Below are 25,768 nucleotides of genomic sequence, written 5' to 3'. Positions count from 1 at the left end.
GCGCGAGCCCGGTGTTCTTCACCGCGGACGCCGTACCCGCGTACACCAGCGTCCCGGTCGTCAGCGTCGGCGCCTTGCTGCCGACGTTGCGCCGCACGATCACCTGGTCGAGGTCCGGCGTCGGCGGAATCGTCCACGCCAGGTTGGCGGCCAGGTAAGCGCCACTACCGGTGAAGGTCGTGAGCTTCGCCGGCGCCAGGTCGGCCGTGCTGAAGACCGTCCGGACCAGCGGCAGGCCGGTGCCGTCGGCGAACTCGAGCACCTCGCCGATGATCTTGTACGGCGTGTTGTCCAGCAGCGGCGCGTTCGGCGTGATGGTCGCCTTCCGGGTCGCCGCGTCGTAGGTGACGCCGGCCGGGATGAGCGCGCCGGTCTTGCCGTGCACCAGCTTGACCCGGCCCGGCGTGACCGTGCTCGGGTTCATGTCCCGCGGGAACGTGAGCGTCGGCGTCACCGTCACCGCCGCGCCGGACGAGAGGTCCGCCGGCGAGACGTCCAGGGTCGAGCCTGGGAAGCCGCCGTGGTCCGGCACACCGGTGCCGCCCTCGCTGACCGTCAGTGTGTAGGGCCGGGAGTCGCGGGAGCCGTTGGTGTTGCGCACCGCGATGTACGTCGTCCCCGCCTCGGCGCTGACGTCCGTGTCCGCGGTCAGCTTCTGCCACTTCGGGCCACCGGTGGTCGGGTCGATCTCGTTCGGGAACGGGTTGTCGGTGAGCGCCGCCGGTCCGAGGGTCGCGTCGTACACCTGGATCTCCGGGCCGACGTTGACCGGGAACTGCTCCTCGTCGAAGAGCGCGCCGGTCACCGAGACCTTGAGGTTGCGGGCCGCGGCCGAGTCGACGGCGTACCAGTCGGTCTCACCCTCGACGCTGATCGGCGCCGAGATGGTGGCCGGCGTCGACGCGGTCACGGTCAGCTTGGTCGCCCGGGCCGGCTGGTCGTTGCCGTCGGCCGGATTGACCGGGAAGTCCGTGGTCCACTTGCCGCCGAGGGCGGCGTACGCGTCCAGGATGCCGGCGCCGTAGTACGGGTCGGTGCCGCGCGGACCGGCGTCCCGGGCGAGCACCTTGAGCCGGGTCGCGATCTGCGCAGGGGTGAACGCCGGCCACTTGTTCTTCACCAGTGCGGCCACGCCGGCCACGATCGGCGCCGAGCAGGAGGTGCCGGTGCAGTACCAGTACGGCAGGTAGCCGGGCGGGGTCATCGCACGGACGCCCGTGGTGAGCAGGTTCCAGCCCGGGGCGGCGACGTCGACCCAGTCGCCGTACGAGCTGAAGCTGGTCAGGGCGCCGCCCTCGTTGGTCGCGCCGACCGCGATCACCTCGGGGTAGGCGGCCGGGTACTGGAACACCGGGCTGCCGTCGTTGCCGGCGGCCACGACCACGGTGACGCCGGCGTTCACGGCGTTCCGGATGGAGTCGTGCAGGACCGCGTTGTCGCCCGGGCCGCCGAGGGACATGTTGATCACCTTGGCGCCGTGCGCGACCGCCCAGTCGACACCTTCGGCGATGTCGACGTCGTACCCGCTGCCGGTCGCGTCCAGCACCTTCACCGGCATCGCCTTGGTGGTCCAGCCGACGCCGGCCACGCCGATCCCGTTGTTCGCGGCCGCGGCGATGATGCCCAGCGTCATGGTGCCGTGGCCGTTGTCGTCGATCGGGCCGCGGTTCGGCGAGGTCGCGTTGTACCCGGGCACCAGCCGGCCGGCCAGATCCGGGTGCCCGGCGTCGACGCCGGTGTCCAGCACGGCGACGATCTGGTTGCCGGTGGACTTGGACAGGTCCCAGGCCTGCGGCATCCGGACGGTGTTCAGGTACGCCGCCTGGTCCGTGCCGTACCACTCGTCGTTCGGCACGGCGGCGATCCGGCGCTGGTAGTTCAGCGAGGCGAGCTCGACGGCCGGGTCGGCCTTGACCTTCTTCAGCAGGTCCGGCGCCGGCAGGTCGCCGGTCAGCTTCACCACACCCGCGGCGGCGACCGACTTGTCGGCGGTCGCGCCGGCCTTCGACACCGCGGCCTTGCGGGCCGAGTTGGTCGCCTTCTTCTTGAACTTGACCATCACCGAGTTCGGCTCGAACTCGGCCTTGGACGCGGTCTGGTGGGCCGTGAACGGCGGCCGGTACGGGCCGGGCTCGGCGGCGGAGCCGGACGAACCGGTCACCACGACCAAACCGGCCGCGACCAGGGCCGCAGGCACGGCCAGCCGCAGCATGCGGGCAGAACGGGACAACAAGGGAACCCCCAAGAACCTTCAGACAGGGCGGAAGAGCGGGCAGCGGATCACGGCCTCACGACTAAATCGCGTGAACCACCTACGGCGTTACACGAAAGCTGCTGGACTCGACAACGGTTTGATCAAGGCTGGACAGCTGGCGAGCTCGCGTTGGGCCATCACCCCGGGATGCTGGGATCACCTCTGGGCGAGCTCTGGTACGGCGGCTGGGTCGAGGGAGCGGCCGGCGGCGACGGCTGCGTCGTACGCGTCCTCGCCCAGCGTGAGCCGTGCTGCCTGCTGTGCTGCGTCGCGCAGGCTCTCGTCGGGCAGGTAGTACGCGTAGACGTCGGCACCGACCGTGTCGCGCAGACCGGTCGCGGCTCCGAGCAGAGTGGCGACGCGGAGGTGGTTGCCCTCCTTCGACTCGATGACCGCGAGGCTCTCGACGAAATAGGCGAGATTGGCCAGATCACGGGTCTCGCGGGACAGCGCGATGCCTTCCTCGACGCGCCGCCGGGCGAGTTGGTAGTCGGCGAGCGCGAGGGCGGCCTGGGAAAGGTTGTAGAGGGCAACGTACGTCGCCAGCCGGTCGCCCCGCCTCCTGGCCAGGTGAAGACCGCGCTCGATCTCCGGTACGGCGGCCGCGGGATCACCCCGAAGGAGCTGCAACGTGCCGAGCCAGACGTGGACGAGCGAGGCCAGCCAGGGCGAGCCACGGTCGTGGAGGGCGAAGTCGAGGGCGACCCGGAAGCGGTCCTCGGCCAGGTCGAGGTCGCCGCCCGCAAGAGCGGCCAGCCCGGTCCCGGCGATGGCCTTGGCGCGGACCTCGGGATCGTCCTGATCCTTGGCACAGAGATCGGCCGCGGCCCAGTACGACGCGGCCGCCGCCTGGTCCCCGGCGGCGTACGTCATCGTGGCGGCGGCCAGGTTGACGCGGCTGCGTTCCCACGGCGGGAGCTCGGCGGCCAAGCACTGCTCGGCGAGCCGGCGGCCGATCGTGAACTGGCCGCGCATCCACCAGTACAGCCACATGAACCAGGTGATGCGCGCGGCGGTGGTGGCGTCGCCGGTGTCGAGGGAGCGTTCGACGGCGACCAGGAGGTTCGCCTCCTCTTCCTCGATCCGCTCGAGCCACTCGACCTGGTCGGCGCGCTCGTACCCGGCCGCCGCCTGTTCGGCGAGGCTGAGGTAGACGCGGGCGTGGGCACGCCCGGCCGTGGCAGCGCGGTCGCCGACGAGCAGACTTCGGGCGTACTGCGCAATGGGTTCGAGCAGGTCGAGACGGTCGCCCCGGACGCGAACGAGCGAGTGCTCGGCGAGGTCCTGCAGCAACCCGAGTACGTCGCCGTCGGCCGCCACCGCCTCGACGGCCTCGAGCGTGGCGCCACCGCGGAACACGCCGAGCAGCGTGAACAGGCGCTGCTGATCGGGATCGAGCAGGCTGTAGCTCCAGTCGAGAGTGGCCCGCATGGTGCGTTGCCGCTCCGGCAGGTCGCGGGCGCCCGAGGTTCTGCCCGCCGACTCCAGTCGATCGAGCAACGCTCTGGGTGACAGCAGCCGCAGCTGTGCGACGGCGAGCTCGATGGCCAGCGGCAGACCCGCGAGGCGGTGACACAGCTCGGAGTACGCCGGTACGTCGTCCTCGGACGGCCGCGCTCCGACCGCCAGTGCTCGATCCAGCACGAGAGCACCGGCCGCGTGGGCGCGGATGTCGTCGAGCGTGACGGAGTCCCGCGCCGGCAGGTCGAGTGGTTCCACGATGTACTCGCGCTCGCCCCGGACCCGGAGCGGCGACCGACTAGAGACGAGCACGGTCAGCGCCGGACACAGGGCCGTGAGCTGCCCGGTCGGGGCCGCGGCGCTGAGCAAGTGCTCGAAGTTGTCAAGCACCAGCAACAGGCGCGAGTCCCGCAGTTGCGCAGCCACCAGGTCGAAGGCACCCGGTGCATCGACACCCGCGAGACCGAGCGCACGCCCGATCGTGGCCATCAACGTCGACGAATCAGCAAGCGGCGCGAGCGAGACCTGCACGACGCCGTCCGGGAAGTCAGCCGCGAGTACGTCGGACACCGCGGCCGTCAGCCGGGTCTTGCCGACGCCGCCGGGCCCGGTGAGTGTCACCAGGCGGGCTCCGTCGCGGACGAGCGCGGCGATCGCCGCGATGTCGTCGTCGCGGCCGAACAACGGGGTCGGCGGGACCATCAGGCCGGTCGGCCGGCTCACCGGTTCGGCAGTCTTGCGGCGGGGAACCGCGGCGATCAGCGCCGCACGCTCACCTTCGGTGGCGCCGAGCGCATCGGAGAGTGACCGGACCGTGTGCGGGTACGGCCGGGTCCGAGTGCCCCGCTCCAGTGAGCTGATGGCGTGCGTGGTCAGCTCAGCGCGCTCGGCGAGCTCCTGCTGGGTCAGTCCGGCGCGCTCCCGCAGCGAGCGCAGGAGCAGGCCGAAGTGCGCATCCGACTTCGCCCCGTCCGCGAACATCCAGGTCTCCCCCGCGCATTGAACTGTGCGAGCAGTGTACGAGTCCTGCCCGTGGTCTGTGGCGCGCTCGGCCACGACGCTGAATCCATGACAACAACCGCTTGGCTCCCGGAAGGCTGGAACCACCCGCTCCGGGTGCCACTGACGACAGGGCACCACCTCCGCCCGATCCGGGCGACCGACGTCGACCTGGACATGCAGGCGGTGATGGGGTCGCAGGAACGACTCTGGTCGCTGTACGGCGAGGCCTGGGGGTGGCCGCCCGCGACGATGACCGCCGAGCAGGACCGCGCGGACCTGGCCCGGCACGAGGCCGAGATGGAGACCCACGAGTCGTTCAACTACGCGCTGTTCGACAACGGCGAGACCGAGCTGCTCGGCTGCGTCTACATCGACCCGCCGATCCACGAGGGGACGGACGCGGAGATCTCCTGGTGGGTCGTCGACTGGCTCACCGGCGGGCCGATCGAGGCAGCCCTCGACGAGCTCGTGCCGCGCTGGATCGCGGCCGACTGGCCGCTCACCAACCCGCACTACACGCACCATCGGACACAGGGGGAACCGAAATGACCAGCACGTTCGTGACGACCGGCGGCAGCCACGCCGCCTCGATCCATCACTCACAGGGGAAGGGATGGGTCCTGGCCGGCCTCGGCGCAGGTCTGGCGGGTATCGCCACCGTCGTCGCTTCGAGCCTCGCGAACGCCGTGTACGACGACAAGCTCGCCGGTGACGCCGCCGGCATCACGGCGAAGCTGGCGGAGCAGACCGGGCCGATCCTCGCGATGCACACCGCAGCCATGCTGTCCGCCGTACTCCTGCTCGTGTTCGCCGCCGGGCTGCGTCGCCGGCTCGTGTACACGACACCGGAAGGTAGTTTGCTCCCGCAGGTGGCCGGGTCCGGCCTGATGCTGGTGTCGGTGGCGCTGCTGATGGGGTCGGCGCTGACCACCGAGTTCGTGTTCGGCGTGAAGGAACCGGACCTGCTGGTGCCGGAAACCGCGGCGTTCTTCGGGCACTGGATCGGCACCGTGCCGTGGTTGTGGGTCGGCGCCGGCGTCGCCGCGCTCGCCCTCGGCATCGCCGGCCGGAAGTTCAAGGCGGTCGCGCCGTGGCTCGCCTGGGTCAGCCTCGTCCTCGGTGCGCTCACCGTCTTCCTCGGCGTCAGCCCGGCGCAGTACATGGCCGGGATGACCGGCCCGCTGTGGCTCACCATCGCGGCGATCGGGCTGCTCAAGCGCAATTGATTGCCTGTAGCAACGGTTTGGCGGTCGCGAGGAAATTCCTCGCGACCGTTGAACCGATCCTCCGGAGTGCACGTGTCCTGGTCCGAGAGCACACGTACCAGACCGTTCCAGACGCATGGAGGATCTGATGAGGAAGTCTTTTGCCGCGACGATCACCGCGCTTGCCGCCGTACTGACACTGTCAGCCTGCAGTACGGCGTTCGCCGACAAAAGCGCTCCCGAAAGCCAGGAAAACAAGGCCGCTCCGGCCGCTGCCAACGCTCCGGCTGCTGCTGAGAAACAGGAGGAGCCGAAGGTGCTGAAGGTCTCGCAGGTGCCGGGCCTGACGCCGATTCTGACGAGTGCGAACGGTCGCACCGTCTACCGGTTCGACAACGACTCGGCGAACCCGTCGAAGTCGACGTGTTTCGACGCCTGCGCCAAGCAGTGGGAGCCGGTGCTCGCCGGATCCGGCGTCGAGATCGACGGTGGCGGGGTCGACGAGCGGCTGATCTCCACCATCGCCCGCCCGGAGGGCAAGCAGGTCACGCTCAAGGGCTGGCCGCTGTACTACTTCAAGGACGACCTGCGGCTCGGCGAGCTCGCCGGCCAGGGGCGTGGTGGCGTGTGGTTCGCGGTCAACCCGCAAGGTGGCAAGGCGAAGTCGACCACCCAGACCGAGACGACGGCGCCGGTCCAGAAGGACGTGCAGACGCTGACCGTCAACGTGGTCGACGGTTTCATGCCGTTCGTCACCAACCAGGCCGGCCGGACCATCTACCGGTTCGACAACGACTCGGCCAAGCCCTCGCGCACCACGTGCTTCGGTGAGTGCACGAAGAAGTGGGAGCCGGTACTGGCCGGCAAGAACGGCGTCAAGATCCTGAGCAGCAAGATCAACCGCAACTCCGTCGGCACGATCGACCGCCCGGAAGGCAAGCAGCTCACCCTGAACGGCTGGCCGCTGTACTACTTCCACAAGGACAAGAAGCTCGGCCAGACCGCGGGCTACGGCGTCGGCAACGTCTGGTTCGCCATCGCCCCCGACGGCAAGAAGGCCCCCCGCTGCCCCTGACCCACCCACACCCCACCGCCGGCCGCCGGGCCTCACCCCCGGCGGCCGGCGGTGTCTACCCTGATCCTCGTGCTCGCGACCCGGCGGCTGGGCGAGGTCAGCGGTTGGTGACCTCGAAGGCGACGACCGCGGCGGCGATGGCGACGTTGAGGGACTCGACGTTGGCGTGCAGCGGGATCTGGAGGTCGGAGTCGGTGCGGACGGTGAGGCCGTTGGTCTCGCCGCCGAGGACGTAGACAGCTCGTGGTGCCAGGTCTGCCTTGAACAGCGACTCCTGTGACCGAGCCGACAGACCGTAGACGTGGTAGCCCGCGGTGCGCAGGAAGTCGACGGCCGCCTCAGCGGTGGACGTGTTCACGATCGGAGCCTGGAAGGCGACCCCCGCCGATGCCTTGATCACCAGCGGACCGACATGCGGCGTCCCCGCCCGCGGCAGGATCACGCCGTCGAACCCGGCCCCGGTCGCCGTTCGCAGGATCATCCCGACGTTTCCCGGGTTCGTCACCCCGTCCAGCAGGAACACGTTCGTCGGCCGCTTCCCACGAGCCCGGACGAACTCCTCCAGCGGCGTCATCCGCGGCGCATCCACGTCCGCGACCACACCCTGGTCGTGCTTCCCGTTCCCCGCCAGCCACTTCACCCGCGTGGCGGTCGCCCGCTCGACCGGTACGTCGTACTTCGACGCCGCCCGGAGGATCTCGTGCAGCGACTGCCCGGTAGCGTTGTCGGCCACGACGAGCTTCGCCACCGACAGCTTCGGGTCGTGCAGCGCCTCGAGGACCGGCTTCCGCCCGTAGATGGTGATCCACTTGTCCCGCGGCGACCTCTTCGATTCCACCCGCCTACGGTAACTTCATATCGCCGCAACAGCTGAGCAACGTCCGTCCGGCACGCTCGGAAGCATGGAACCCTTGCGTACGGCGCTCATCGGTGGCACCGCCTGTGAGGTGTGCGGGCGGCTGCCGCATCCCCGGCGGTTGCGGCTGACCGTGGCCAAGCTGCTCGCGATCTTCCCGGTCGAGTTCGCCCTCCACGCGGTCGTGCTGGCGTTCCATCCGCCGTACGTCGTCGCCGTCACACTGCTCGTGATCGCGACCACTGCGTTGGTGATCTGGGTGATCGAGCCGTCGACGATGCGACTGCTCCGTTCGTGGTTGCACGCACCGCATACCCGGCCCACTTCCGGCGTCGACGCGCTCTGGCGGATCCGGGTCACGCTCGCGGACCGGGCCGGCGCGCTCGAGCGGCTGACGCACGAACTGGCCGAGCTGGACGCGAACATCCTCGGGCTGCACGTGCACCCGATGCCGGACGGCGTCCGCGACGAGCTCGTCGTCTCGACGCCGGACCCGACCACTCCGGAATCGTTGCTGGAAGCAATCGAGTCGGCCGGCGGCCGGGACGTGCACGTGTGGCCGACCACCACGCTCGCGCTGGTCGACGGCCAGACGAAGGCGCTCAGCCTGTCGGCGCGCGTGGTCGGCGACCCGAGCGAGCTCCCGCACGCGGTCGCCGAGCTGCTCGGCGCCCAGCTCGTCACCGACCGGGCCGCGCTGGCCGGTCCACTGCCCGCCGACGGGACCGTGCTCAAGATCCCGTCGCCCTGGACCGGCCTGTTCGCGTTCACCCGCCCCGGCGAGCCGTTCACGCCCGCCGAGTCCGCCCGGGCCTACCGCCTCGCCCAGCTGGCGGAGCTCGCCCTGGTCAGCCGGCCGGGTTAGTCGCCTTGCCGTCGAGCCACAGCACGTTGGACGCGTCCCCGTGCGGCCCCTTGCGACCGACGTGCTTGTCGCTGATCACCGGCCCGTTCTTGATCACGTGCACCAGGGCCATCGCGTGCCCGCGGCCGAGGTCGTAGTCCGCCTTCAGCCAGTCGCAGATCACGCCGGCTTTGACGTCCGGAGCGTCGTACCCGAGCTGCTTCGCCTGCTCGACCAGTGCCCGCGGGGTCCGGCCGGTCTTCTCCTCGATCTTGTCCAAGTACGCCTGGAACGACATCTGGTGTCTCCTTCACGAAGTGTGCTTGCACCAGTGCGTCGATCGGTTCGGCCGGAAATCGACACCCCTCACTCGCCGGTTTGCAGGCCGTACTTGCGCAGCGCCGCGGACAGCTGGCCCTCGTTCTGCGCGTCCACGAGATCAGTGGACAGCTGGCGGAGCTTGACGTTGGTGTCCTGCGAGGCGCGTTTGAGTACGTCGAACGCGACGCTGGCCGTGATCCCGTAGCGGTGCATGAGCACGCCCTGTGCCTGGCCGATCACGGTCCGGGTGATGAGCGCCGTACGCAGCTGGTCGATCAGGCTCCGGCTGTCGTTGAACAGCTGCACGTTGTCGAACGCGACCCCGGCGTGCATCGCGAACAGCAGCACGACGTCGTACGACGTACTTCCGAAGGCGTCGACCTTGGCCGAGAACAGGCTGAACGCCGCCGTGGACCCGGTGACCGCGGGCAACGGCAGCAGCAGACTGCTCCGGTATCCGGCGTTGATCGCCGCCGCCGCGAACTCCGGCCAGCGGTGGTCCGCGGCCAGGTCCGCGATCCGGTGCGGCTCGCCGTACGTCAGGACATCGGCCATCGGGCCGTTCATATCGGTCAGCTGCGCGGCCAGCGTGGCGCGGGCGGGCTCGGCGACCGGGTCGGCGGTCTTGTGGTACCGCGCGACGATCTCCGCCGTGTCGCCGGCGAGCACGGTGATCGAGGCCTCCTCGCACTCCGGCACTGTCCGGACCACCCGGCTGACGAACCGGCCCAGCGTGGTCGCGACGTCGTCGTCCTCCACCAGCCGGCTGACCTCGATCAGTTCCTGCGCCAGCTCCAGAATCCCCTCACCCATGGCTCCATCATGCGCCATGGCGTTTCTGGGTTCGGGGACCCAGACGGGGTTAGGCTCGGTGTCGTGAGCGAGCAGCGCCTGACGGCCAAGGGCCGGGCGACCCGCGGCCGGATCCTGGCCGCCGCGGCCGACCTGGTGCTGCGCCAGGGAGTCGCCCGGACCGGGCTGGACGACGTCCGCCGGGCCGCGGGCGTGAGCGGCTCACAGCTCACGCATTACTTCCACGACAAGCAGACGCTGATCGACGACGTGATCGAGTGGCAGACGGATGCGGCGATGGATCGAGAGCCGGTGCTGGACTCGTTCGAGGCGTGGCGCCGGTGGGCCGACCAGGTGGTGGCACGGCAGACGGCGCGGAAGTTCCAGGGCGGCTGCGAGCTCGGCTCCCTCGCCGGCCAGCTCGCCGAGTCGAGCCCGGAGACGCGCGCTCACCTGGCCGACGGCTACGACCGGTGGCTCGACCGGTTCCGGCACCACCTGCACGCCATGCGCGACCAGGGCCTGCTGCGCCCCGACGCCGACCCGGACTCCCTGGCCAACACGCTCCTCGCCGCGATGCAAGGCGGCGTACTCCTCTCCCAAACCCTCCGCCGCCCCGCCCCCCTCCGCGACTCCCTGGACGCCGCCCTAGCCCAGCTAGAGTCCTTCGCGACCTAGGCAGCGGAGGATCGCCGCGACCGACTTGTCGACATCTTCTTCGTCCGTGGTCCAGTTGCTGACCGAGATGCGCATGGCGGCCTTGCCGTGCCAGGTGGTGCCGGACATCCAGCAGGTGCCTTCCTGCTGGACGGCGCGGACGACCTTGCGGGTCAGTTCGTCGTCGTCGCCGAAGCGGACCAGGACCTGGTTGAGCACGACGTCGTTCAGTACGGCGACGCCCTGTGCTTCGAGGCTGCCCGCGAACCGGCACGCCATCGCGTGACACCGATCGACGATCTCGGCGATCCCTTCACGCCCGAGTGCCCGAATGGCGGCGTACACGGCGAAACCGCGGGCTCGCCGGGAGAACTCCGGGTTGAACTCGAGCGAATCGCGCTCGCCGTTCTCGTCATGGATCAGATACGAAGCGCGCACGGACATGGCGGCGCGGTGAGCATTCGGCTGGGCGCAGAGCACCAGGCCCGAGTCATACGGGACGTTCAGCCACTTGTGCGCGTCGGTCGCCCAGGAGTCGGCCTTGTCGATGCCTTCCAGCTGTTCTCGCAGGGTTGGGCTGACCGCGGCCCACAGTCCGAAGGCGGCGTCCACGTGCACCCAGGCGCCGGCCGCGTGCGCGAGGTCGCAGATCTCGGCGATCGGGTCGATCGCGCCGGTGTTCACGTTGCCTACCTGCGCGCAGACGATCGTCGGACCGTTGTCTTGCAGCGCTGTTGCGAGCGCGTCGGCCCGCATCCGCCCCTGACCGTCGACCTCGATCGGCACGATGCAGCTCGTGCCGAGGCCGAGGAAGCGCAGCGCCCGGTCGACCGTGTCGTGCCGCTCGGCGCCGGCCAGCACGCGGATCGGCGGGGCACCGATCAGACCGTCCCGCTCGACGTCCCACCCCGCTTGCCGCAGTACGGCGTGCCGCGCCGCCGCGAGCCCGGTGAAGTTGGCCATCTGCGCCCCGGTCACGAAGCCGACCGACGTACCGCTCGGCAGCCCGAACAGCTCGACCAGCCAACTCGCCGCGACTTCCTCGACCACAGCCGCTGCGGGTGAGGCGGCGTACAGGCCCGCGTTCTGGTCCCAGACCGTGGTGAGCCAGTCGGCCGCGAGCGCCGCGGGGGTCGCGCCGCCGAAGACGAACCCGAAGAACCGGCCGCTGCCGCTCGGCAACAACCCCTCCTCGACGCCCTTGGCGAGGTGCGCGATCACCTCCTGCGGGTCCGTCGGCTGCTCCGGCAGCGCACCGCCGAGCGCGGCGTGTAGCTCCTCCGCGGTGGCCCGCGGGCCGACCGGTCGCTCCGGAAGCGCTGCGAGATATGCCTGTGCACGCTCGTACGCCTCGCCGAGCGGCCCCTCCCAATCAGTCATGTCTTCTTTGTACGCCGGACGCGTGTGAACCGGCGTGTGACGGCATTACAGTTCGCTGAGGCGCTTCGGCTGGAGGATCTGAATGGCGCGAGTGGTGACCGGGAGTCGCTGGGCGGCGATCGTCGGTTATTCCCTGGTCGGCGCGGCCACCCAGCTGGTCTGGCTCAACTTCGCCGGCGTCACCACCGACGCGGCCACGCAGTACGGCGTGTCCGAGAGCGCGATCGGCTGGCTCGCCCAGGTGTTCCCGCTGCTGTACGTCGTACTCGCGATCCCCTGTGGTCTGGTCCTGGACCGCTGGTTCCGGCCCGGCCTGGTCGTCGGCGCCTGGCTGACCTTTGCCGGTGCTGCTGTGCGGCTGGTCGGCGACGACTACGGCTGGCTGCTCGCCGGGCAGATCATTGCCTCGATCGCCCAACCGCTCGTGCTGAACGCGGTCACCGGCATCACCGGCCGGTACCTGGCCCCGGACGACCGGCCGAAAGGCATCGCCGTGGGCACCGCCAGCATCTTCGCCGGCATGATGCTCGCCTTCCTCCTCAGCGCCATCTTCGGCTCGTCCCTGCGCCCCATGCTCGCGGTCAGCGCCGCCTTCTGCTTGGGCGCAACAGCGGTCCTGACCATCGCCCTACGCAGCGCCGGCTCTTTCGTCCCCGCCAGACTGCGGCCCGACGAGCGCGTTCCCGGCGAGCGCAGTCCCTTGCGGATCGCTTGGGCCGACCCGCTGATCCGCCGCCTGTCCGTCCTGGCCATCTTCCCCTTCGGCGTCTTCGTTGCCCTAAGCACCTTCGCTCAGGCCCTTCTGGAGCCGGCCGGTGTGAGCAGTGCCGCAGCAAGCGCCATCCTGCTGGTCAACGTGGTCGCCGGCGTCCTGGGCAGCGCCATCATCCCCGTCGTCGTCGCCCGCCGCCGCGCCGAATCGACTCACCTCGTCTTCAGCCTGGGGTTGACCGCGGTCGCCTGCGTCGTACTCGCGGTTGCCCCGGGCGTGGCCACCGCCTTCATCACCATCACCCTGATCGGTCTCCTGCTCCTTCCGGCGCTCCCCATCGTGCTGGAACTCGTGGAACGCCGTACCGGAGAAGCCGAAGGCACCGCGGCCGGCCTGATCTGGATGGCCGGCAACCTCGGCGGCCTGCTCGTCGCCGTCGTGGTCGGGCTGCTCGTCGACCGCCCGTCCGCGGCCTTCCTCGTGATGGCGCTGATCGCCTTGATCGCCGTACCGGGAGCGCGGTCGCTCAAGCGGCCGATCGCCGTACTCCGATCGCCGTCGCAGCTGTAGCGAGCAACCCACCGATGCCCGCGGCAACGAACGTGACGCGGGCGTCGGTGTGCTCGAGGAGAAGGCCGCCACCGATGTACGACACGCCGGCGGCCAGACCGATGGCGCCGTACAGATTCCCGAAGACGCGGCTGCGCATGTGCGCCGGCACGATGCGTTGGAGATGGGTGTTGATGGCGACGTCGAGGGCCGCGATGCCGAGGCCGCGGATCACCTGGAGCGCGAGCGCGGCCCAAATCGCCCACGCGAGGCCGGTGAACAGGTTGCCCACGCTGCTGATCGCGAACCCGGCGAGCATCAGCGCGGGCATGCGGAAGCGGGTCGCGTACCGGGTCAGTACGGCGTACCCGGCGACGAGGCCGATGCCCACGCCGGCGTAGAGCGTCGCCGCGGCGGAGTCGCTTCCGCGCAGCTCGTCCTTGCCGAGGAACACCATCGCGACGTCGTCCACCCCGCTGAACGCGACCACGGCGAAGAACCCGAGCCCGATGACCCGGACAGCCTTGGTCCGCCAGATGTACCCGAGACCGTCCTTGGCATCCGTGATCAACGAGTGGTGTCTTGGTCCGCTCGGCGGCAGCTTCGGCAGCCCGCTCAGCAGGACCGCGGACACGAGGAACGTCGCCGCGTCGATCAGCAGGATCCCGCGTACGTCGATCACCAGGAACAGCCCCGCGGCCACCAGCGGCCCGACCGCCTCCAGCCCGTTCGTCCAGGCCCCGAGCCACGAATTCGCCCGCTCCAGCTCCTCGTCCCTCACGAGCGCCGGCACCGCACTCCGCGAACTGGCCTGAAACACCTGAGCCACCAGACTCCGTACGGCGACCAGCGCGAGGAGCACGGGCAGCGGCGGCAGGGCGACCGCCATGGCCACCACCAACGCCCCCTGCAGGACATCACACGTGATCATCACCCTGCGCAGGTCGAACCGATCCCCGATCGCCCCCGCGAACGCCCCGAACAACCCCGGCGTGAAGTCCCCCGCCAACAGCAACAACGCCACCGCCAACGCCGCCCCCGTCGCCCCCTCGACGTACAGCAGCAACGCCACCAACCCCAGCGAGTCCCCCAGAAACGAAACCGCCCGAGCCACCCACAACCGCCGAAACCCCACCGCCCACCATCCTCTAAGATGGTCCAGCACGTTACACCCGCCGGTGTGGCGCAACTGGCAGCGCACCGCTCTTGTAAAGCGGTGGTTAGGGGTTCGAGTCCCCTCACCGGCTCTCGAGTACTGGTCTTACCCACGCGCGCTACGCAGCCACTCCTCGTCGCTCCGCTCCTCGTCGCGCCCGCTCCGCACGCTCCCACCCGCCCTAACCTTGCGGGCTACCGCCCGCCCGTGCGCGCTGCCGCGCGCCATCGACGGCTCGGCCGGCGCTTCGCCGAAAGATGACCGTTCGTCACGCGGACTGTCGAGTCCGGACGGCTGCCGACCATGGCGCCAAGTCTCCGACATTTCGCGATCCTGCTGCTGAATGCCCCAAGTCCTCATCGAAGCGTCTGACTGTCGCCGGGTCCGAGCTCGTCGATGCGAGTGACGCTGCAGCTATGACGCCCCAACCTCACCACAGCCGCAAGATCCCCCGATCCCATCGCCCGACTCACCGCTGCGGGTAGCCGAGCCAGCGTGCTCTGTGACGGTCTGCAAATCGATTCAGGCACAACTGCAGGCTCAACCCCACCGGCAGGTGCCGTGTGCTTGGTGAGCTGTTCGGCGCCGCGATACACACCCGCGACTCGGCCGCTCATAAGGGGTTTACGCCCGTTGATGGCACAGGGCACGTCGGCCTGGCTGATGAACCAGCCGTTGACAAGGCGCATTTCCGCGACATGCAGGTCGACATCCCCCATCTTTTCGAAAGCGTGGCGCATCAAGAACGACATCGACGACGAGAGCACTGGCAACAGGACGCCTTTGGCGAAGAAGACCAACATCAAAGCTCACGCAGCCACGCCATCGCTTTACCTCAGGAGTCTCGAGACCCAGGCAGGCATACCTATGAGTGACCTCAAGGCAACCCGCCCTACGCGCGCGCTTGCGTCGCTCCCCTCCTGAGGGTGGAACTCGCGGCCTGACCGAGTCCGAGCACTTCAGCGCTTCTCTGGTGCTTGGCCGTGGACCTCTTCGGCTGGGAATCGCGTGGAAGATGCTCGTAGCTTGCGGAGGGCTGCCTCATTGAGGTCGATGTCCAGGACGTCGGCGAGGCGGACGAGGTAGATCACGACGTCGGCTAGTTCGTCGGCGACGCGGTCGTGGAGGTGCTCGTCGCGAACGCGATCCGCTGCGGTGTCAGCGGGGAGCCATTGGAACAGTTCGGCTAGCTCGCCTACCTCGCCGACGAGGGCGAGGATGAGGGATTTTGGGTCGTGGAACTGTCCCCAGTCGCGTTCCTCGGTGAACGCGCGCATGCGGTCTCGCAACTCGATCAGATCAGACACGCCGCGAGCATGACACGGATCCTGGTCCCCGGCTGAATAGGTAGAGTCGGAGGCGCGGCCCGACGGGCTTCCGCCGAACGGCAGCGTTCACAGGACATGCCCCCACCCGCACGACCTTGATTCGTGCTGCCTGGGGACTCAACTCGTGACGCTGTTCCGCCAATCCGGCGCTGGGTTCGTAACGCTGACGCTTGATCAGCAGTTCGCACTGAGGATCGCCGAGCAGATGCTCTTTCACACCGGCCGCCGGGCCGCGCCGGCAGAGGTCAGGTCATGGGAGCGCAGCCTGCCGGTTCTCGCTCAGGACCTTGAGCAGGCTGGGCTCAGCAAGGTCGAGGTACTCGTCGAACATCACCTTCCACTGACGTCGAAGCGAGCGGACGTCGTCCTCGCCGGTCGCCACCCGCGGACGGGCGGACCGTCGTACGTCGTCATCGAGCTCAAGCAGTGGAGTCGCGCAGCCGCCTGGGACGAGGACAGCGAGCTCGTTCTGATCGACGGCTACCCGAACGCACCTCGGCTGCACCCGGTCGCCCAGGTGCGTGGGTATTGCGAGTACATGGCCGACTTCTCCAAGTTCCTGGACGGCCAACCAGACGCTGTCGCGGGTGCGGCATACCTGCACAACGCCATGGCTGAGGCGGATGTGCGAGACCTCTATGACTATCCGCAGGACTGCAGAGGGCAGCTCTTCACCGGTGCACGCCGTGGCGAGTTCATCGAGTTTCTTCGCGATAGGCTCGATCCAAATGTTCCAGGGAGTCCGTACGCCGATCAGTTGATCAACTCTGCGATTGCGCCGTCGAAGCAGTTGCTCGCGGTCGCGGCCGACGAAGTGCAGCGGCGGGAGCGATTCGTCCTGGTCGCCGAGCAGAAGCTGGCGCACTCGCTGGTGTTGCACCAAGTCGAACGTGCGCGGCGCAGCGACAGCAAGTCGGTCGTCATCGTCACCGGCGGGCCCGGAAGCGGCAAGAGCGTGATCGCCTTGTCCCTGCTCGGGGACCTGGCTCGGCGGGGACGCAGCGTCCTCCACGCGACGGGCTCGCGCTCGTTCACTCAGACTCTCCGGAAGGTCGCTGGAGAACGGCAGCCTCGCGTCCAGAGGATGTTCAAATACTTCAACCAGTTCATGGAAGCAGAGCCCAACGACCTGGACGTGCTGATCCTGGACGAAGCGCACCGCATCCGAGAGACCTCTGTCGACCGCTACACCAAGGCCGCGCTCCGGACCGGACGGCGGCAAGTCGACGAGCTGATCGCCGCCGCGCGTGTCCCTGTATTCCTGCTCGATCAGCATCAGGTGGTGAAGCCGGGCGAGCTCGGGACTGCGGAAGAGATCACCCGGTACGCCGCTGACCTCGGCTTCGACGTTTATCAGATCGACCTCGATGCGCAGTTCCGCTGTGGCGGCAGCGAGGAGTACGTCCAGTGGGTCAAACGCCTCCTCGGCCTCTCGAGTGAAGGACCGGGCGAATGGGCGGGCGACCCGGCATTCGATGTTCGAGTTGCCGACAGCCCCGAAGCCATGGAGTCCCTTCTCAAGGACAAGGTCGCAGCGGGCTACGGCGCGCGCATTTCAGCGGGCTACTGCTGGCCGTGGAGTAACCCGCGCCCTGACAACACCCTCGTTGAGGACGTCCAGATCGGCAGTTGGGCTCGCCCGTGGAACGTCAAGGGCGAGCGCAAGGTCGGGCAGGCTCCGCCGGCTGCCCTCTGGGCTACCGACCCCAACGGGTTCGGTCAGGTCGGCTGTATCTACACAGCACAGGGGTTCGAGTACGACTGGAGTGGCGTCATCCTCGGCCCGGACCTCGTCTGGCGCGACGGGCGCTTCACCACGGTTCGCGACGCCAACAAGGACCCCGCCTTCAAGAATCGGAAGGCCACGGACGATGCAGCCTTCGACCGCCTCGTTCGCAACACCTACAAGGTCCTCCTGACCCGCGGGATGATGGGTACAGTGCTCTACTCCCCCGACCCCGAAACCCGGCATGCTCTCCATGAACTGATCACGACAACAGGCTGACGAGCCCGAGAGTGATGAGCCTTCGGGCCACAGCCCACCTCGCCGACTCGGGCGTTGCGATGTACGGCTTGGCTTGTCGGTCTCAGGGACCGCCGACCTGTGGGATGAAGGCGGCCAGTGAGCTCGTGAGCAGTGGCGACAGGACCGTGAGGGCAGTGAGTGGGTTCCGTAGTAGCGAGACGTCGAGGTGTAGGAGGGCCTCGAGGCGAGCCCTGGCCGCCAACCACTCATCTGTTGGTTGGCCGTCGGGTGGGAGAGGGTAGGTCCGGTCGACCATGCTCCGCGCGGATCGCCTCCAGGCGGCGACGAGCGGGAGGTTGAGCACCGAGGCAAGCGCGGCGAACAGTATGCCGTAGTACAGGACGTTGACAGCGGGGAACTCGTGGGCTCGGTCAGGTTGAGCCTCAAGGAGCGCAGCGCGTAGCGAGCTCGCCGTCACGATGGCGGCGACCACACCAATCGCGAACGCTCCGACGCACAGTCCGAGTAGGTCCCACACGCGCAGCAGCCTGGAGATCACCTCACGGTGCGGTTGCGGCTTGCCCCGGTCGGACGGGTCTGTCGAGGGAACCTCAGGCTTGAGCGCGAGCGCAGGCAGGGTCTCGATCTGCCTTCGCAGCAGATGACATGTGTCGTGCGCGAGCCAAACAAGTACGACGAACGGGATGCCGGCCAGCAGGGCGGTGAACAGCACAGAGCCGACCCGCAGATTCAGATACCGGACAGGCAGATCCGGGGTGCCACTGCCGACGATGAAGCGGCCGATGACCAGTACGCCCGTACCTGCCAATGCACACACCAAGTACGTCCTCACCTTGGATGCACTGGCATCGAGACCCCACTCGGCTGCGGCGCGCAGGACGCGGACCGCGGCCAAGAACAGGCCGATGAAGAGCACGCTCGCAGTCGCAGCGACCATGCGCCAAACGGCCCAAGGACCACTGTCGACAAAGGCGTTGCTCTCCGGCACTCCAGTCGATGCATTCACTCCAAGGGCTGCTGCGACGGAAAAGACAAGCACTGCAGAGGCGATCGTGACGACTGGTATCCCGAGACTGTGTTGCATACGACGCACTGTCGCCCCGAATTCCGACCGCAGCTCCCAGCGGCCGATTGCCAGCACACCGAGATTGGCGAACGGCCGATATTCGACGGTACGCCCGAACATGCGCCCTGACCCAGCACAGACGCCCGGCCCGACCGACTCCAACGCGGCCACCTGGGCAGGTTGCTGTCCGCCCGGGCCGGCACGTTCCGATGATGGCCGCTGGGCTGCTCTCCCGTCGCATGACTGAGAGGGCCTGCTTGAGTACGCCTCAGGTGTCGAAGGTCAGGAGAGGTACGTCGTACAGCGCTGGGGTGCGGGGTCGTGTCCAGGCTGGGTCGGTGACCTCGACGACGTACATCTCGGTGAGGAACTGGACGGTGGCTCCGAGGAGGTGGCTGGTGTAGCCGGTGGCTGAGTGGGTCTTGAGGCCGACGGAGACGTGGATGTGGGGGCGGAGTTCCGCGGTTGCCTCGTCGTAGGCGAGAGTGACGCCGCCTAGGGCTTCGACGTACTCGAGGTGGACCGAGTTCCAGACGGGCGCCTCGGGGTCTTCGATGCGTTGGCAGCTGCCGACCAGTTCGACGTCGCGTCGGCCGGCGATGAACATGGGGATGAAGCCCTGGCGGATGTTGTGGGTGCGGACACGGCGGTGTAGAAGTCCTCGCCGTGGTCGAAGCGGACGGCGAATGTCCGGCCGGGAGTGACTTCGGCTGCTTGCACTGGCTGCTCCTTCAAGGACTCTACGGTCGGTCGAGATGAGCAACGTAGCGGAGAGGCGTAACGCTGGCAGGTTGGTGTCAGTGCAAGTGGTTCTGCGCTGAGTGATGGGAGACTGAGCCGTTCTGCTGGGGTGAACGGAGGGGTTATGCGGCGGTTGGTTGCGGTTGGCGCTGTGGTGGCGAGTGTGGTGGCGGGAGGGGTGGTTGCGGCGCCGGCTAGTGGGGCGCCGGTGCCGGGGTTTCGGTATTTGAATCCGGGTGGGAAGCCGGCGTTGGTTGAGCGGGTGCCGGTCAACATCGTTTTCCTGGGTTATCAGCCGGAGAAGGTTGATGTGGCGGCGTTCATGGGTGCGTTGCCGAAGACGCATCAGCCGAAGGTGATGACTCGGTTGATGGCGGGGATCGACGAGAAGATCGGGATCACGTACAGCTACGACTACAAGGTTCGGTTTGCGGATCGGAAGTACCAGGATCGGTTCTTCGGGCAGTTGGCGAAACTGGCCAAGCCGGCGCCGGTGACGTCGTTCCAGGCGGATTACAACGCGCAGCAGAAGAACAATCGAGATGTGACCGCCAACCATCACATCGACGCGCCGAGTGTCGAGAAGTGGCTGGCGAAGAATCCGCCGGCGGGGGTGGACACCCGGCGGAACACGGTGTTCCTGATCAACTGGCACGATCGCGCCGACTTCAAGTTCCACGTGTACACCAAGACCGACGAGCCGGACCCGGACACCGGGTACAACTTCGGCACCGAGCGGGCGAGCCGCAAGATCGTCGCCTGGGGCGGTACGACGGCCAAGGACGAGGAGAGCGGTCTCGGCAGCACCCACCGGATCTGGTTCCACGACCTGTCCGCGGGGCCCGACGCGGCGTCCGGCAGCTGGAACGTCGACGACGCGGACCTCGACGGGGACAACGTGCCGGACTACCGCATCCCACCGGCCTGGGAGTACGCCGCCGGCGGGTACCGGCCGCCGTCCGCGCTGACCGGCGACCTGGCCAAGCTGATCCGGTACGTCGCCCTGCAGCTGCTCTTCACCAGCTCCCCGCTGTACCCGGCGGACCTGCCGGTGGACGGGCCGGCCAAGTCGATCAACCTGGACAGCAACACGTACGAGGGCTGGCCGGGGACCGATGCCAACAGCAAGTACATCAAGCCGCCGCTGGTCAAGGCCGAGCTCGGCGAGGTGCTGAAGCAGACCAAGCTGACGTACGACGACCAGGATCTCGCGTTCGACGGCGAGGCCAAGCGCTGCTACGACGCGTTTCTCAACAACGTCTCCTGCTATCCCGAAGAGGGACTGGAGCCGTTCGCGAACTTCTACCTGCAGAACAAGCGCGAGCTCAGCCGGGTCCTCGACGACCAGGGCAAGGTCGACTACGAGCTGCCGATCTTCAACTACGCGGTCGGGCCGGGCGTCGACGTACCGGCGCTGGGATTTGCCGACAGCAACTATGTCGACGGCACCCAGAGCTTCGTCTTCAACTTCGCGTCACCGGACGTGGTCGAGTCCGGCTACGGGCTGAGCACCACGATCATTCACGAGGTCGGGCACCACATCGGGCTGGCGCACCCGCACGACGGGTACGACGGCACGACCGGTGAGTTGTTCGACCCGAGCGGACCGACGTACTTCGCCTGGCTCGGCGACCAGTCGAACACGATGATGAGCTACATCGACCTCAACTGGGACTTCAGCCAGTTCGACCACGACAACCTGGACCGGTTCCGGACCGCCGCGCAGAACCAGGCCGCGAACGACCTCGCCGCCGAAGCCCTCGCCGCGCCCGGAGCGATCCGCGCGTACGACGATCTCGCACGGGCCGACGTCTATCTCGGGCTGGCGTCGAGCAGCCTGCGCAATCACCAGTACGACGCGGCGCGCACCTGGGCCGCCAAGGCGTACGACGCCGTCGCCAAGGGTGCCCGTGACGCGGGCGTGGACGTCGCCAAGGCCGAAGCCGAGGCCCAGGCCGAGTCGCGTGCGACCCGCGCCAAGACCCCCGCCCACCCGAACGGCCTGTACGTCGACACCGAACACGGACCGCGCTCCCAACCCTGACCCCATCAGTCGCACTGAGGCCGGGCACAGTGAAACCACTGGGCCCGGCTTCAGTGCGAAATGACAGTGATTCCCCGGACGCGGCAGACCGACCTTGATCCTTAGCCTGCAAGGAAGGGCTCGTGTCACGGGTCAGGGGGAGGAATCGACATGTGCAGGAAGGTGTCAGCCGCATTGTCTGCGCTCGCAGTGGTGTACGGCATTGCCAGTACGGACGCGCCGGCGGCGCAAACCGCGACAACTGGCAGGGTCTCCGTTGTCTACGGGAACTGGAACTGCCCGAACGGCGGCAAGGTCACCGCGATCCAGGCGTCGAATGCGGGACTGTGGAGGACGAACTGGGACCGGGGCGATGACATCATCACCCCGAAGGTGCACTTGGGTCAGAGCAACACTCTCAACGCGAACCTCTACTGCACCGCAACGCGGACCCGGCGCGGCATGTACGTGTACGCCGTCAACCGCAGCTTCACACCCACGGCGAACAATCAGACATTCTGGCTGTGATCCACGCCCTGCGGCCGTGTGTTAACGGTCTGGCCGGAATGTGCTCCTTGTGGGTATGAGTGTCTTGATCGTGTGTATCGTCGCCGGTCTGATGAGCTTGGTCAGGTGGTGGGTGCGGGAGCGGCACCGGCACGAGCGGGTGCTTCGGATCGTGCCGGGGCTGCCGCTGGGCAGTGTGTACGTCGACGAGGACGTGCACGGCGTACGGGCCGAGATCGGGTCCCGGCGTGAACCGGTCGCAGGTTGATCGGCACTGACCTGAGGAGCGTGATGTCGCAGCCACCGGACCACTGCGGGTTCGAGGACTGGTACCGCCGCGAGTTCCCGGACCTGCTGCTGTTCGCGCGCCGGATCGGGGCGAGCTGGCAGGAGTCGTTCGACCTGGCGCAGGAGGCGTGCGCCAAGGCGTTCCCGCACTGGGCGGCGATCGAGAACCCGCGCGCCTACGTGCGGGTCGCGATCCGGAACGCCTACGTCAAGGATGCGCGGCGACGGCGCGAGGTGCCGGTCAGCCAGGTCGACGACCAGCCGGTGCGCTCGGACCTCGCCGTACGGCGGATCGAGTTCCACGACCAGGAGCGTCAGGTGATGGCCGCGATCCGGCGGCTCCCGCTCGGGCAACGGGTGACCATTGCCTGGAGCATCGACGGTTTCACGCCGGCGGAGATCGCGGAGATCCTCGACCGGCCGCCCGCATCCGTCCGAGTCAGTCTGCACCACGCCCGGGCCGCACTCCGGATCTCGCTGGCCGGGCTGAGAGGAGACCACCATGGCTGACCGCCCGCCGCTCGACGACCACGAACTGGACGCACTGCTGGCCGGATCACACCGGCAGGCTCGCGACGAGGTGGCGGGCAGCCTGAACCTCGAGGCGGGGCTGAAGGAGATCACCGACGGGCCGCCGACCGTGCTGATCGTCGAGGACGACAACGCGCTCGCTGAGGCTCTCGCAGCGATCCTCCAGGGCACCGGATTCGAGGTCCTGGGCATCGCCCAGAGCGGCGAGGACGCGGTCCGGAGAGTTCGCGAGAACCCGCCGAACGTCGTGTCGATGGACATCGGCTTGGCCGGCATGGACGGCTACACCGCCACCGAGATCATCGCCCGGGAGCACCCGTCGTCGCGGGTGGTCATGGTGACCGCACGGAGCGACCGGGCGGCTCTGTTCCGGGGGCTGGAGGCCGGCGCGGTCGGTTTTCTCACCAAGCCGTTCAGCATGGACGAACTGCAGGCCACCTTGCACGAGGCGATTCGCGGCGGGTTCCCGATCGCCGCGGCGATCATGGCGGCGACCACCCGGCGGGACAGCGGTACGAGCGTGCACCTGTTCACACCGTTGGAGAAGACGGTACTGCGGTATCTCGCCGACGACCTGTCGATTGTCGACATTGCTGCCCGGACCGGGCTGTCGACCAAGGAGATCGCCGAGGTTCAGTCGCTGATCGCCGAGAAGATCAACCTTCGCAACGCCATCGAGAACCGCTGACCGTCGAGCAAGCTTTCATGCATGCAAGCTGTCAGCCCGGTGGCGCCAGGCTCCAGCGAACGGGGCCGGAGCCTGGCGGGGTGGGTCACTGTGCGAGGTGGGTTAGCGGGCGACGGGTACGGCGAGGTCGGTGACGCGCACGTTGCTGGGGAAGGTGCCGAGGCGGGTTGCCTTGCCGGTGGTCAGGCCGATGTCGTACAGGCGCATGCGGCCGCCGACCTCCAGTACGGCGAAGCCGCGGTTGCCGTCGCGGCGCGTCGAGATGTCGAACCCGGCCCACGGCCCGGCGTCGACGGTCAGCTTGCCGGTGGGTGCGAGCAGTCCGGCGTTCGCGGGCGACTGGATGACCACCTGGTCGAGCATGGTGTCGATGTCGAACAGGGTTGTCGCGGTGTTCGGGTCGAGGTCGTTGTTCGTGTACGCCGCCGCCGTCACCTGAGACGCCGTGGTCGGTGGCGCGGGCGGGACACCCGGGTACGCGAGTGTGCCGTCGGTGGCGGTCGTGCCGGCGGCCGGCGTACCGGCGGGGTCGTCGAGGTTGTGGCGGAGGTTCTGGCCGGTGTCGCTGATCACCCGCAGGCGGTTCGCGGCCGGGTTGAAGTCGACTCCGAAGCTCTGGCCGGTTAGCGCGACGGTGAGCTGGGAGACCTTGGTGGTCTGGCCGAGGTTGCGGGTGGTGTTGATCGTGTAGATGCCGCCGCGGTCGCCGACGCCGTACAGCTTGCTGTCCTGGACGCGGTAGTCGATGCCGACGAGTCGTTGGTCGTCCTGCAGTCCCTGGACCTTCGCCGTACGCCAGATCTTGTCGGCGGACGTCAGGCGGAACGTCACCAGCCGGCCCTTGTCGGTCAGGCCGATCACGTCGGAGCTCTGAACCTTCGCGGCCGGTGCGGTCTCTGTTCTGGCGCCGGCTGTGGCCTGGGTTGCGTTGCTGAGGACCAGGGCTGTCGCGGGTAAGGCGATCGCGGCCAGCGTCGCCGCGATGACCCGGACGCGTCGTCGTGATTGCTGCATGCTGATTCACCCTCTCGAACGCGGCGCCGATCCACCCGTTGCGGCCGGTCGCCGGACGACACCACCGGTGGGCCCGGCTCCGGTGGCGTCTCAACCTGTTCGGCACTGCCGGTCGATCGGATGTGCTCGGCCGGTGTTCTGTCCGATAGCCGAGCAGGCGGTACGGCGGGCAACTGTCACCCGCCGTGGATGAGGCCCGCACCGCGCATCGCGTCGAGAATCGAGAGCAACCGGGAGGAGGCAGCATGTGGTACGTGGTCATGTTCTCCGCGCTGGCGATCCTGTGTGTGGTCGTGGTCCTGATCCGTAACTCCCGCACGAGAGCCAACGAAGACACCGCGCCACCGGGCAGCACCAGCCCGGGCCACAACACCTCGAGCCACCACAGCGAGGAAGACCGAGCCCACCGCGAACGCAAACGCCGCCGCGCCCAGTCAAAAGCAGACCGCCGCAAACGCCACTGAACCAACCGGGCTAGTTGCTGTAAGCACCTTTGGCGCAACGAGCGGCACGGTGGTACGGCGAGCTGACGCGTAGCCGATGCGTCGACGAGCGGTGCGGCACGACGAGCAGCACGGTGGTGCGACGAGCGGCGCGGTCGTGCCGACGCGCAGCTGATGCTCGACGAGCTGCGCCGTGGAACCGGCGCTCAGCCGGGGCCGACGAGCCCCATGTGGAATCGACTCACTGCGTCGCGCCGGTCCTGCTTGGTGGTCAGGACGGCCCGAGGAACGCGGCGGGCCGCGTTGTGGCGGCGACGTACAGCTGATGCGACGACGAGAGGCGCAGTGGCACCGGCACTCAGCCATGCGTAGATGAGCCGCATCTGGAACCGACGCACTGCAGTGCGCCGGTCCTGCTGCTTGGTGATGAGGAGTGTCGGGCGGGCCGCGGGGTGGCGCCGACGTGCAGGCGGTGCGTCGGCGTCGCTGCGGGGCTGGCGGGTCAGCGCTCGGGCTCGGCTGATGGGCGTGGGGACGCCGGGGCTATGCACGCCTTCTGTGGGGTGCACGGTTTGCGGTTCTTGCCGTCTTGGGGTGGGGACGGGTTCCCGGAAGCGTCGAGGCAGGTGTTGGAGGGTTTGTCCCGTTGGGGTGTGGGGGTTTGGGGGCAGGCGGGCCTCGCGAGTACTTGGCCGACTACCTGGCGCATCGCCGGAGCCCAGCCGACTGCGGCCGTGGTCGGTCGCTGCGCCGGGGTCGGGTTGGTGGACGGCGCCGGGGTTTGGTCGGAGGACTGCGCCGGAGATGAGTCGGCGGACGTGCCGGCTTGGGCGAGCCGGTCGACGAGCCGGAGTCGGACGAACCGGAGTCGGACGGGCGGGAGTCGGA

The 25,768-nt window shown here is 68.4% G+C and carries 25 protein-coding genes and 1 tRNA gene; 14 read left to right on the top strand and 12 right to left on the bottom strand.

The features are described from left to right. Positions 1-2,212 (bottom strand): S8 family serine peptidase (locus tag ACWCOV_RS19600; RefSeq protein ID WP_449830700.1); only part of this gene is annotated, 2,212 nt, incomplete at its 3' end. Between the two features lie 198 nt (positions 2,213-2,410). After that, positions 2,411-4,696 carry an ATP-binding protein gene (locus ACWCOV_RS19595; RefSeq protein WP_449830699.1) on the bottom strand — a complete coding sequence of 762 codons (2,286 nt, stop codon included), beginning with the start codon at positions 4,694-4,696 and terminating at the stop codon, positions 2,411-2,413. 87 nt (positions 4,697-4,783) lie between these two features. On the opposite strand from ACWCOV_RS19595, the gene ACWCOV_RS19590 reads away from it, so the two are divergent. The 3 genes from ACWCOV_RS19590 to ACWCOV_RS19580 all read left to right on the top strand — a co-directional run bounded on the left by ACWCOV_RS19590 (position 4,784) and on the right by ACWCOV_RS19580 (position 6,997). Beyond that, on the top strand, positions 4,784-5,266 hold the full coding sequence (locus ACWCOV_RS19590) for a GNAT family N-acetyltransferase (protein WP_449830698.1): 483 nt from the start codon (positions 4,784-4,786) through the stop codon (positions 5,264-5,266). Beyond that, positions 5,263-5,943 (top strand): hypothetical protein, encoded by a 681-nt coding sequence (locus ACWCOV_RS19585; protein WP_449830697.1) that lies wholly within the window; start codon positions 5,263-5,265, stop codon positions 5,941-5,943. Before ACWCOV_RS19590 ends, ACWCOV_RS19585 begins: the two co-directional genes overlap by 4 nt. A gap of 127 nt (positions 5,944-6,070) precedes the next feature. After that, positions 6,071-6,997 carry a hypothetical protein gene (locus ACWCOV_RS19580; protein ID WP_449830696.1) on the top strand — a complete coding sequence of 309 codons (927 nt, stop codon included), beginning with the start codon at positions 6,071-6,073 and terminating at the stop codon, positions 6,995-6,997. Between the two features lie 97 nt (positions 6,998-7,094). On the opposite strand, the gene ACWCOV_RS19575 is transcribed toward ACWCOV_RS19580, so the two are convergent. Next, on the bottom strand, positions 7,095-7,835 hold the full coding sequence (locus ACWCOV_RS19575; protein WP_449830695.1) for a TrmH family RNA methyltransferase: 741 nt from the start codon (positions 7,833-7,835) through the stop codon (positions 7,095-7,097). 64 nt (positions 7,836-7,899) lie between these two features. On the opposite strand from ACWCOV_RS19575, the gene ACWCOV_RS19570 reads away from it, so the two are divergent. Beyond that, positions 7,900-8,718, top strand: coding sequence for an ACT domain-containing protein (locus ACWCOV_RS19570; protein ID WP_449830694.1), 819 nt, complete (start codon positions 7,900-7,902; stop codon positions 8,716-8,718). Here the strand turns inward: ACWCOV_RS19570 and ACWCOV_RS19565 are convergent. Both ACWCOV_RS19565 and ACWCOV_RS19560 read right to left on the bottom strand, forming a co-directional pair. After that, positions 8,702-8,995: a DUF4287 domain-containing protein gene (locus tag ACWCOV_RS19565; protein WP_449830693.1), complete on the bottom strand. Its 294-nt coding sequence runs from the start codon at positions 8,993-8,995 to the stop codon at positions 8,702-8,704. The genes ACWCOV_RS19570 and ACWCOV_RS19565 overlap by 17 nt on opposite strands. A 68-nt stretch (positions 8,996-9,063) precedes the next feature. Then, positions 9,064-9,831, bottom strand: coding sequence for an ANTAR domain-containing protein (locus ACWCOV_RS19560; protein WP_449830692.1), 768 nt, complete (start codon positions 9,829-9,831; stop codon positions 9,064-9,066). 63 nt (positions 9,832-9,894) lie between these two features. Between ACWCOV_RS19560 and ACWCOV_RS19555 the strand changes: the two genes are divergently transcribed. Then, positions 9,895-10,488, top strand: coding sequence for a TetR/AcrR family transcriptional regulator (locus ACWCOV_RS19555; RefSeq protein ID WP_449830691.1), 594 nt, complete (start codon positions 9,895-9,897; stop codon positions 10,486-10,488). Here the strand turns inward: ACWCOV_RS19555 and ACWCOV_RS19550 are convergent. Next, positions 10,468-11,847, bottom strand: coding sequence for a pyridoxal phosphate-dependent decarboxylase family protein (locus ACWCOV_RS19550; RefSeq protein ID WP_449830690.1), 1,380 nt, complete (start codon positions 11,845-11,847; stop codon positions 10,468-10,470). The two genes, ACWCOV_RS19555 and ACWCOV_RS19550, sit on opposite strands and share 21 nt — an antisense overlap. 82 nt (positions 11,848-11,929) lie before the next feature. Between ACWCOV_RS19550 and ACWCOV_RS19545 the strand changes: the two genes are divergently transcribed. Continuing rightward, positions 11,930-13,129 carry an MFS transporter gene (locus ACWCOV_RS19545; protein ID WP_449830689.1) on the top strand — a complete coding sequence of 400 codons (1,200 nt, stop codon included), beginning with the start codon at positions 11,930-11,932 and terminating at the stop codon, positions 13,127-13,129. Here the strand turns inward: ACWCOV_RS19545 and ACWCOV_RS19540 are convergent. Beyond that, entirely contained in the window at positions 13,086-14,243 is a 1,158-nt protein-coding gene (locus ACWCOV_RS19540; RefSeq protein WP_449830688.1) for an MFS transporter, read from the bottom strand. The two genes, ACWCOV_RS19545 and ACWCOV_RS19540, sit on opposite strands and share 44 nt — an antisense overlap. Before the next feature lie 39 nt (positions 14,244-14,282). On the opposite strand from ACWCOV_RS19540, the gene ACWCOV_RS19535 reads away from it, so the two are divergent. Then, positions 14,283-14,355, top strand: a tRNA-Thr gene (locus tag ACWCOV_RS19535). 265 nt (positions 14,356-14,620) lie between these two features. Here the strand turns inward: ACWCOV_RS19535 and ACWCOV_RS19530 are convergent. Continuing rightward, the gene (locus tag ACWCOV_RS19530) at positions 14,621-15,067 is read right to left on the bottom strand and encodes a hypothetical protein (protein ID WP_449830687.1); all 447 of its coding nucleotides are present in this window, start codon (positions 15,065-15,067) and stop codon (positions 14,621-14,623) included. Between the two features lie 156 nt (positions 15,068-15,223). Continuing rightward, a complete protein-coding gene (locus ACWCOV_RS19525) occupies positions 15,224-15,571 on the bottom strand; it encodes a nucleotide pyrophosphohydrolase (RefSeq protein ID WP_449830686.1) in 348 nt (115 codons plus the stop codon). A gap of 145 nt (positions 15,572-15,716) precedes the next feature. Here ACWCOV_RS19525 and ACWCOV_RS19520 point away from each other — a divergent pair, with 145 nt between their 5' ends. Continuing rightward, positions 15,717-17,597, top strand: a complete 1,881-nt coding sequence (locus ACWCOV_RS19520; protein WP_449830685.1) for a DNA/RNA helicase domain-containing protein — start codon at positions 15,717-15,719, stop codon at positions 17,595-17,597. Between the two features lie 82 nt (positions 17,598-17,679). On the opposite strand, the gene ACWCOV_RS19515 is transcribed toward ACWCOV_RS19520, so the two are convergent. Next, complete coding sequence (locus ACWCOV_RS19515; RefSeq protein WP_449830684.1) at positions 17,680-18,816, bottom strand: hypothetical protein; 1,137 nt, start codon at positions 18,814-18,816, stop codon at positions 17,680-17,682. A gap of 97 nt (positions 18,817-18,913) precedes the next feature. After that, positions 18,914-19,252 carry a DUF296 domain-containing protein gene (locus ACWCOV_RS19510; protein WP_449830683.1) on the bottom strand — a complete coding sequence of 113 codons (339 nt, stop codon included), beginning with the start codon at positions 19,250-19,252 and terminating at the stop codon, positions 18,914-18,916. 396 nt (positions 19,253-19,648) lie between these two features. Between ACWCOV_RS19510 and ACWCOV_RS19505 the strand changes: the two genes are divergently transcribed. The 5 genes from ACWCOV_RS19505 to ACWCOV_RS19485 all read left to right on the top strand — a co-directional run bounded on the left by ACWCOV_RS19505 (position 19,649) and on the right by ACWCOV_RS19485 (position 23,423). After that, a complete protein-coding gene (locus ACWCOV_RS19505) occupies positions 19,649-21,430 on the top strand; it encodes a hypothetical protein (RefSeq protein ID WP_449830682.1) in 1,782 nt (593 codons plus the stop codon). A gap of 150 nt (positions 21,431-21,580) precedes the next feature. Further along, the gene (locus ACWCOV_RS19500; RefSeq protein ID WP_449830681.1) at positions 21,581-21,937 is read left to right on the top strand and encodes a hypothetical protein; all 357 of its coding nucleotides are present in this window, start codon (positions 21,581-21,583) and stop codon (positions 21,935-21,937) included. Between the two features lie 91 nt (positions 21,938-22,028). Continuing rightward, positions 22,029-22,184: a hypothetical protein gene (locus tag ACWCOV_RS19495; RefSeq protein ID WP_449830680.1), complete on the top strand. Its 156-nt coding sequence runs from the start codon at positions 22,029-22,031 to the stop codon at positions 22,182-22,184. A gap of 23 nt (positions 22,185-22,207) precedes the next feature. Next, positions 22,208-22,714: an RNA polymerase sigma factor gene (locus tag ACWCOV_RS19490; protein ID WP_449830679.1), complete on the top strand. Its 507-nt coding sequence runs from the start codon at positions 22,208-22,210 to the stop codon at positions 22,712-22,714. Continuing rightward, entirely contained in the window at positions 22,707-23,423 is a 717-nt protein-coding gene (locus ACWCOV_RS19485; protein WP_449830678.1) for a response regulator, read from the top strand. The genes ACWCOV_RS19490 and ACWCOV_RS19485 overlap by 8 nt, the downstream gene beginning before the upstream one ends. A 102-nt stretch (positions 23,424-23,525) precedes the next feature. Here the strand turns inward: ACWCOV_RS19485 and ACWCOV_RS19480 are convergent, their stop codons facing one another. Next, positions 23,526-24,437, bottom strand: a complete 912-nt coding sequence (locus tag ACWCOV_RS19480; RefSeq protein WP_449830677.1) for a DUF4394 domain-containing protein — start codon at positions 24,435-24,437, stop codon at positions 23,526-23,528. Positions 24,438-24,682: 245 nt separating this feature from the next. Here ACWCOV_RS19480 and ACWCOV_RS19475 point away from each other — a divergent pair, with 245 nt between their 5' ends. Then, a complete protein-coding gene (locus tag ACWCOV_RS19475) occupies positions 24,683-24,901 on the top strand; it encodes a hypothetical protein (RefSeq protein ID WP_449830676.1) in 219 nt (72 codons plus the stop codon). Positions 24,902-25,768: the final 867 nt, after the last annotated feature.

The sequence above is a fragment of the Kribbella sp. NPDC002412 genome (assembly GCF_053592935.1).
The sequence above is the reverse complement of the archived record's forward strand: the minus strand, read 5'-3'. Positions and strand labels throughout refer to the sequence as shown.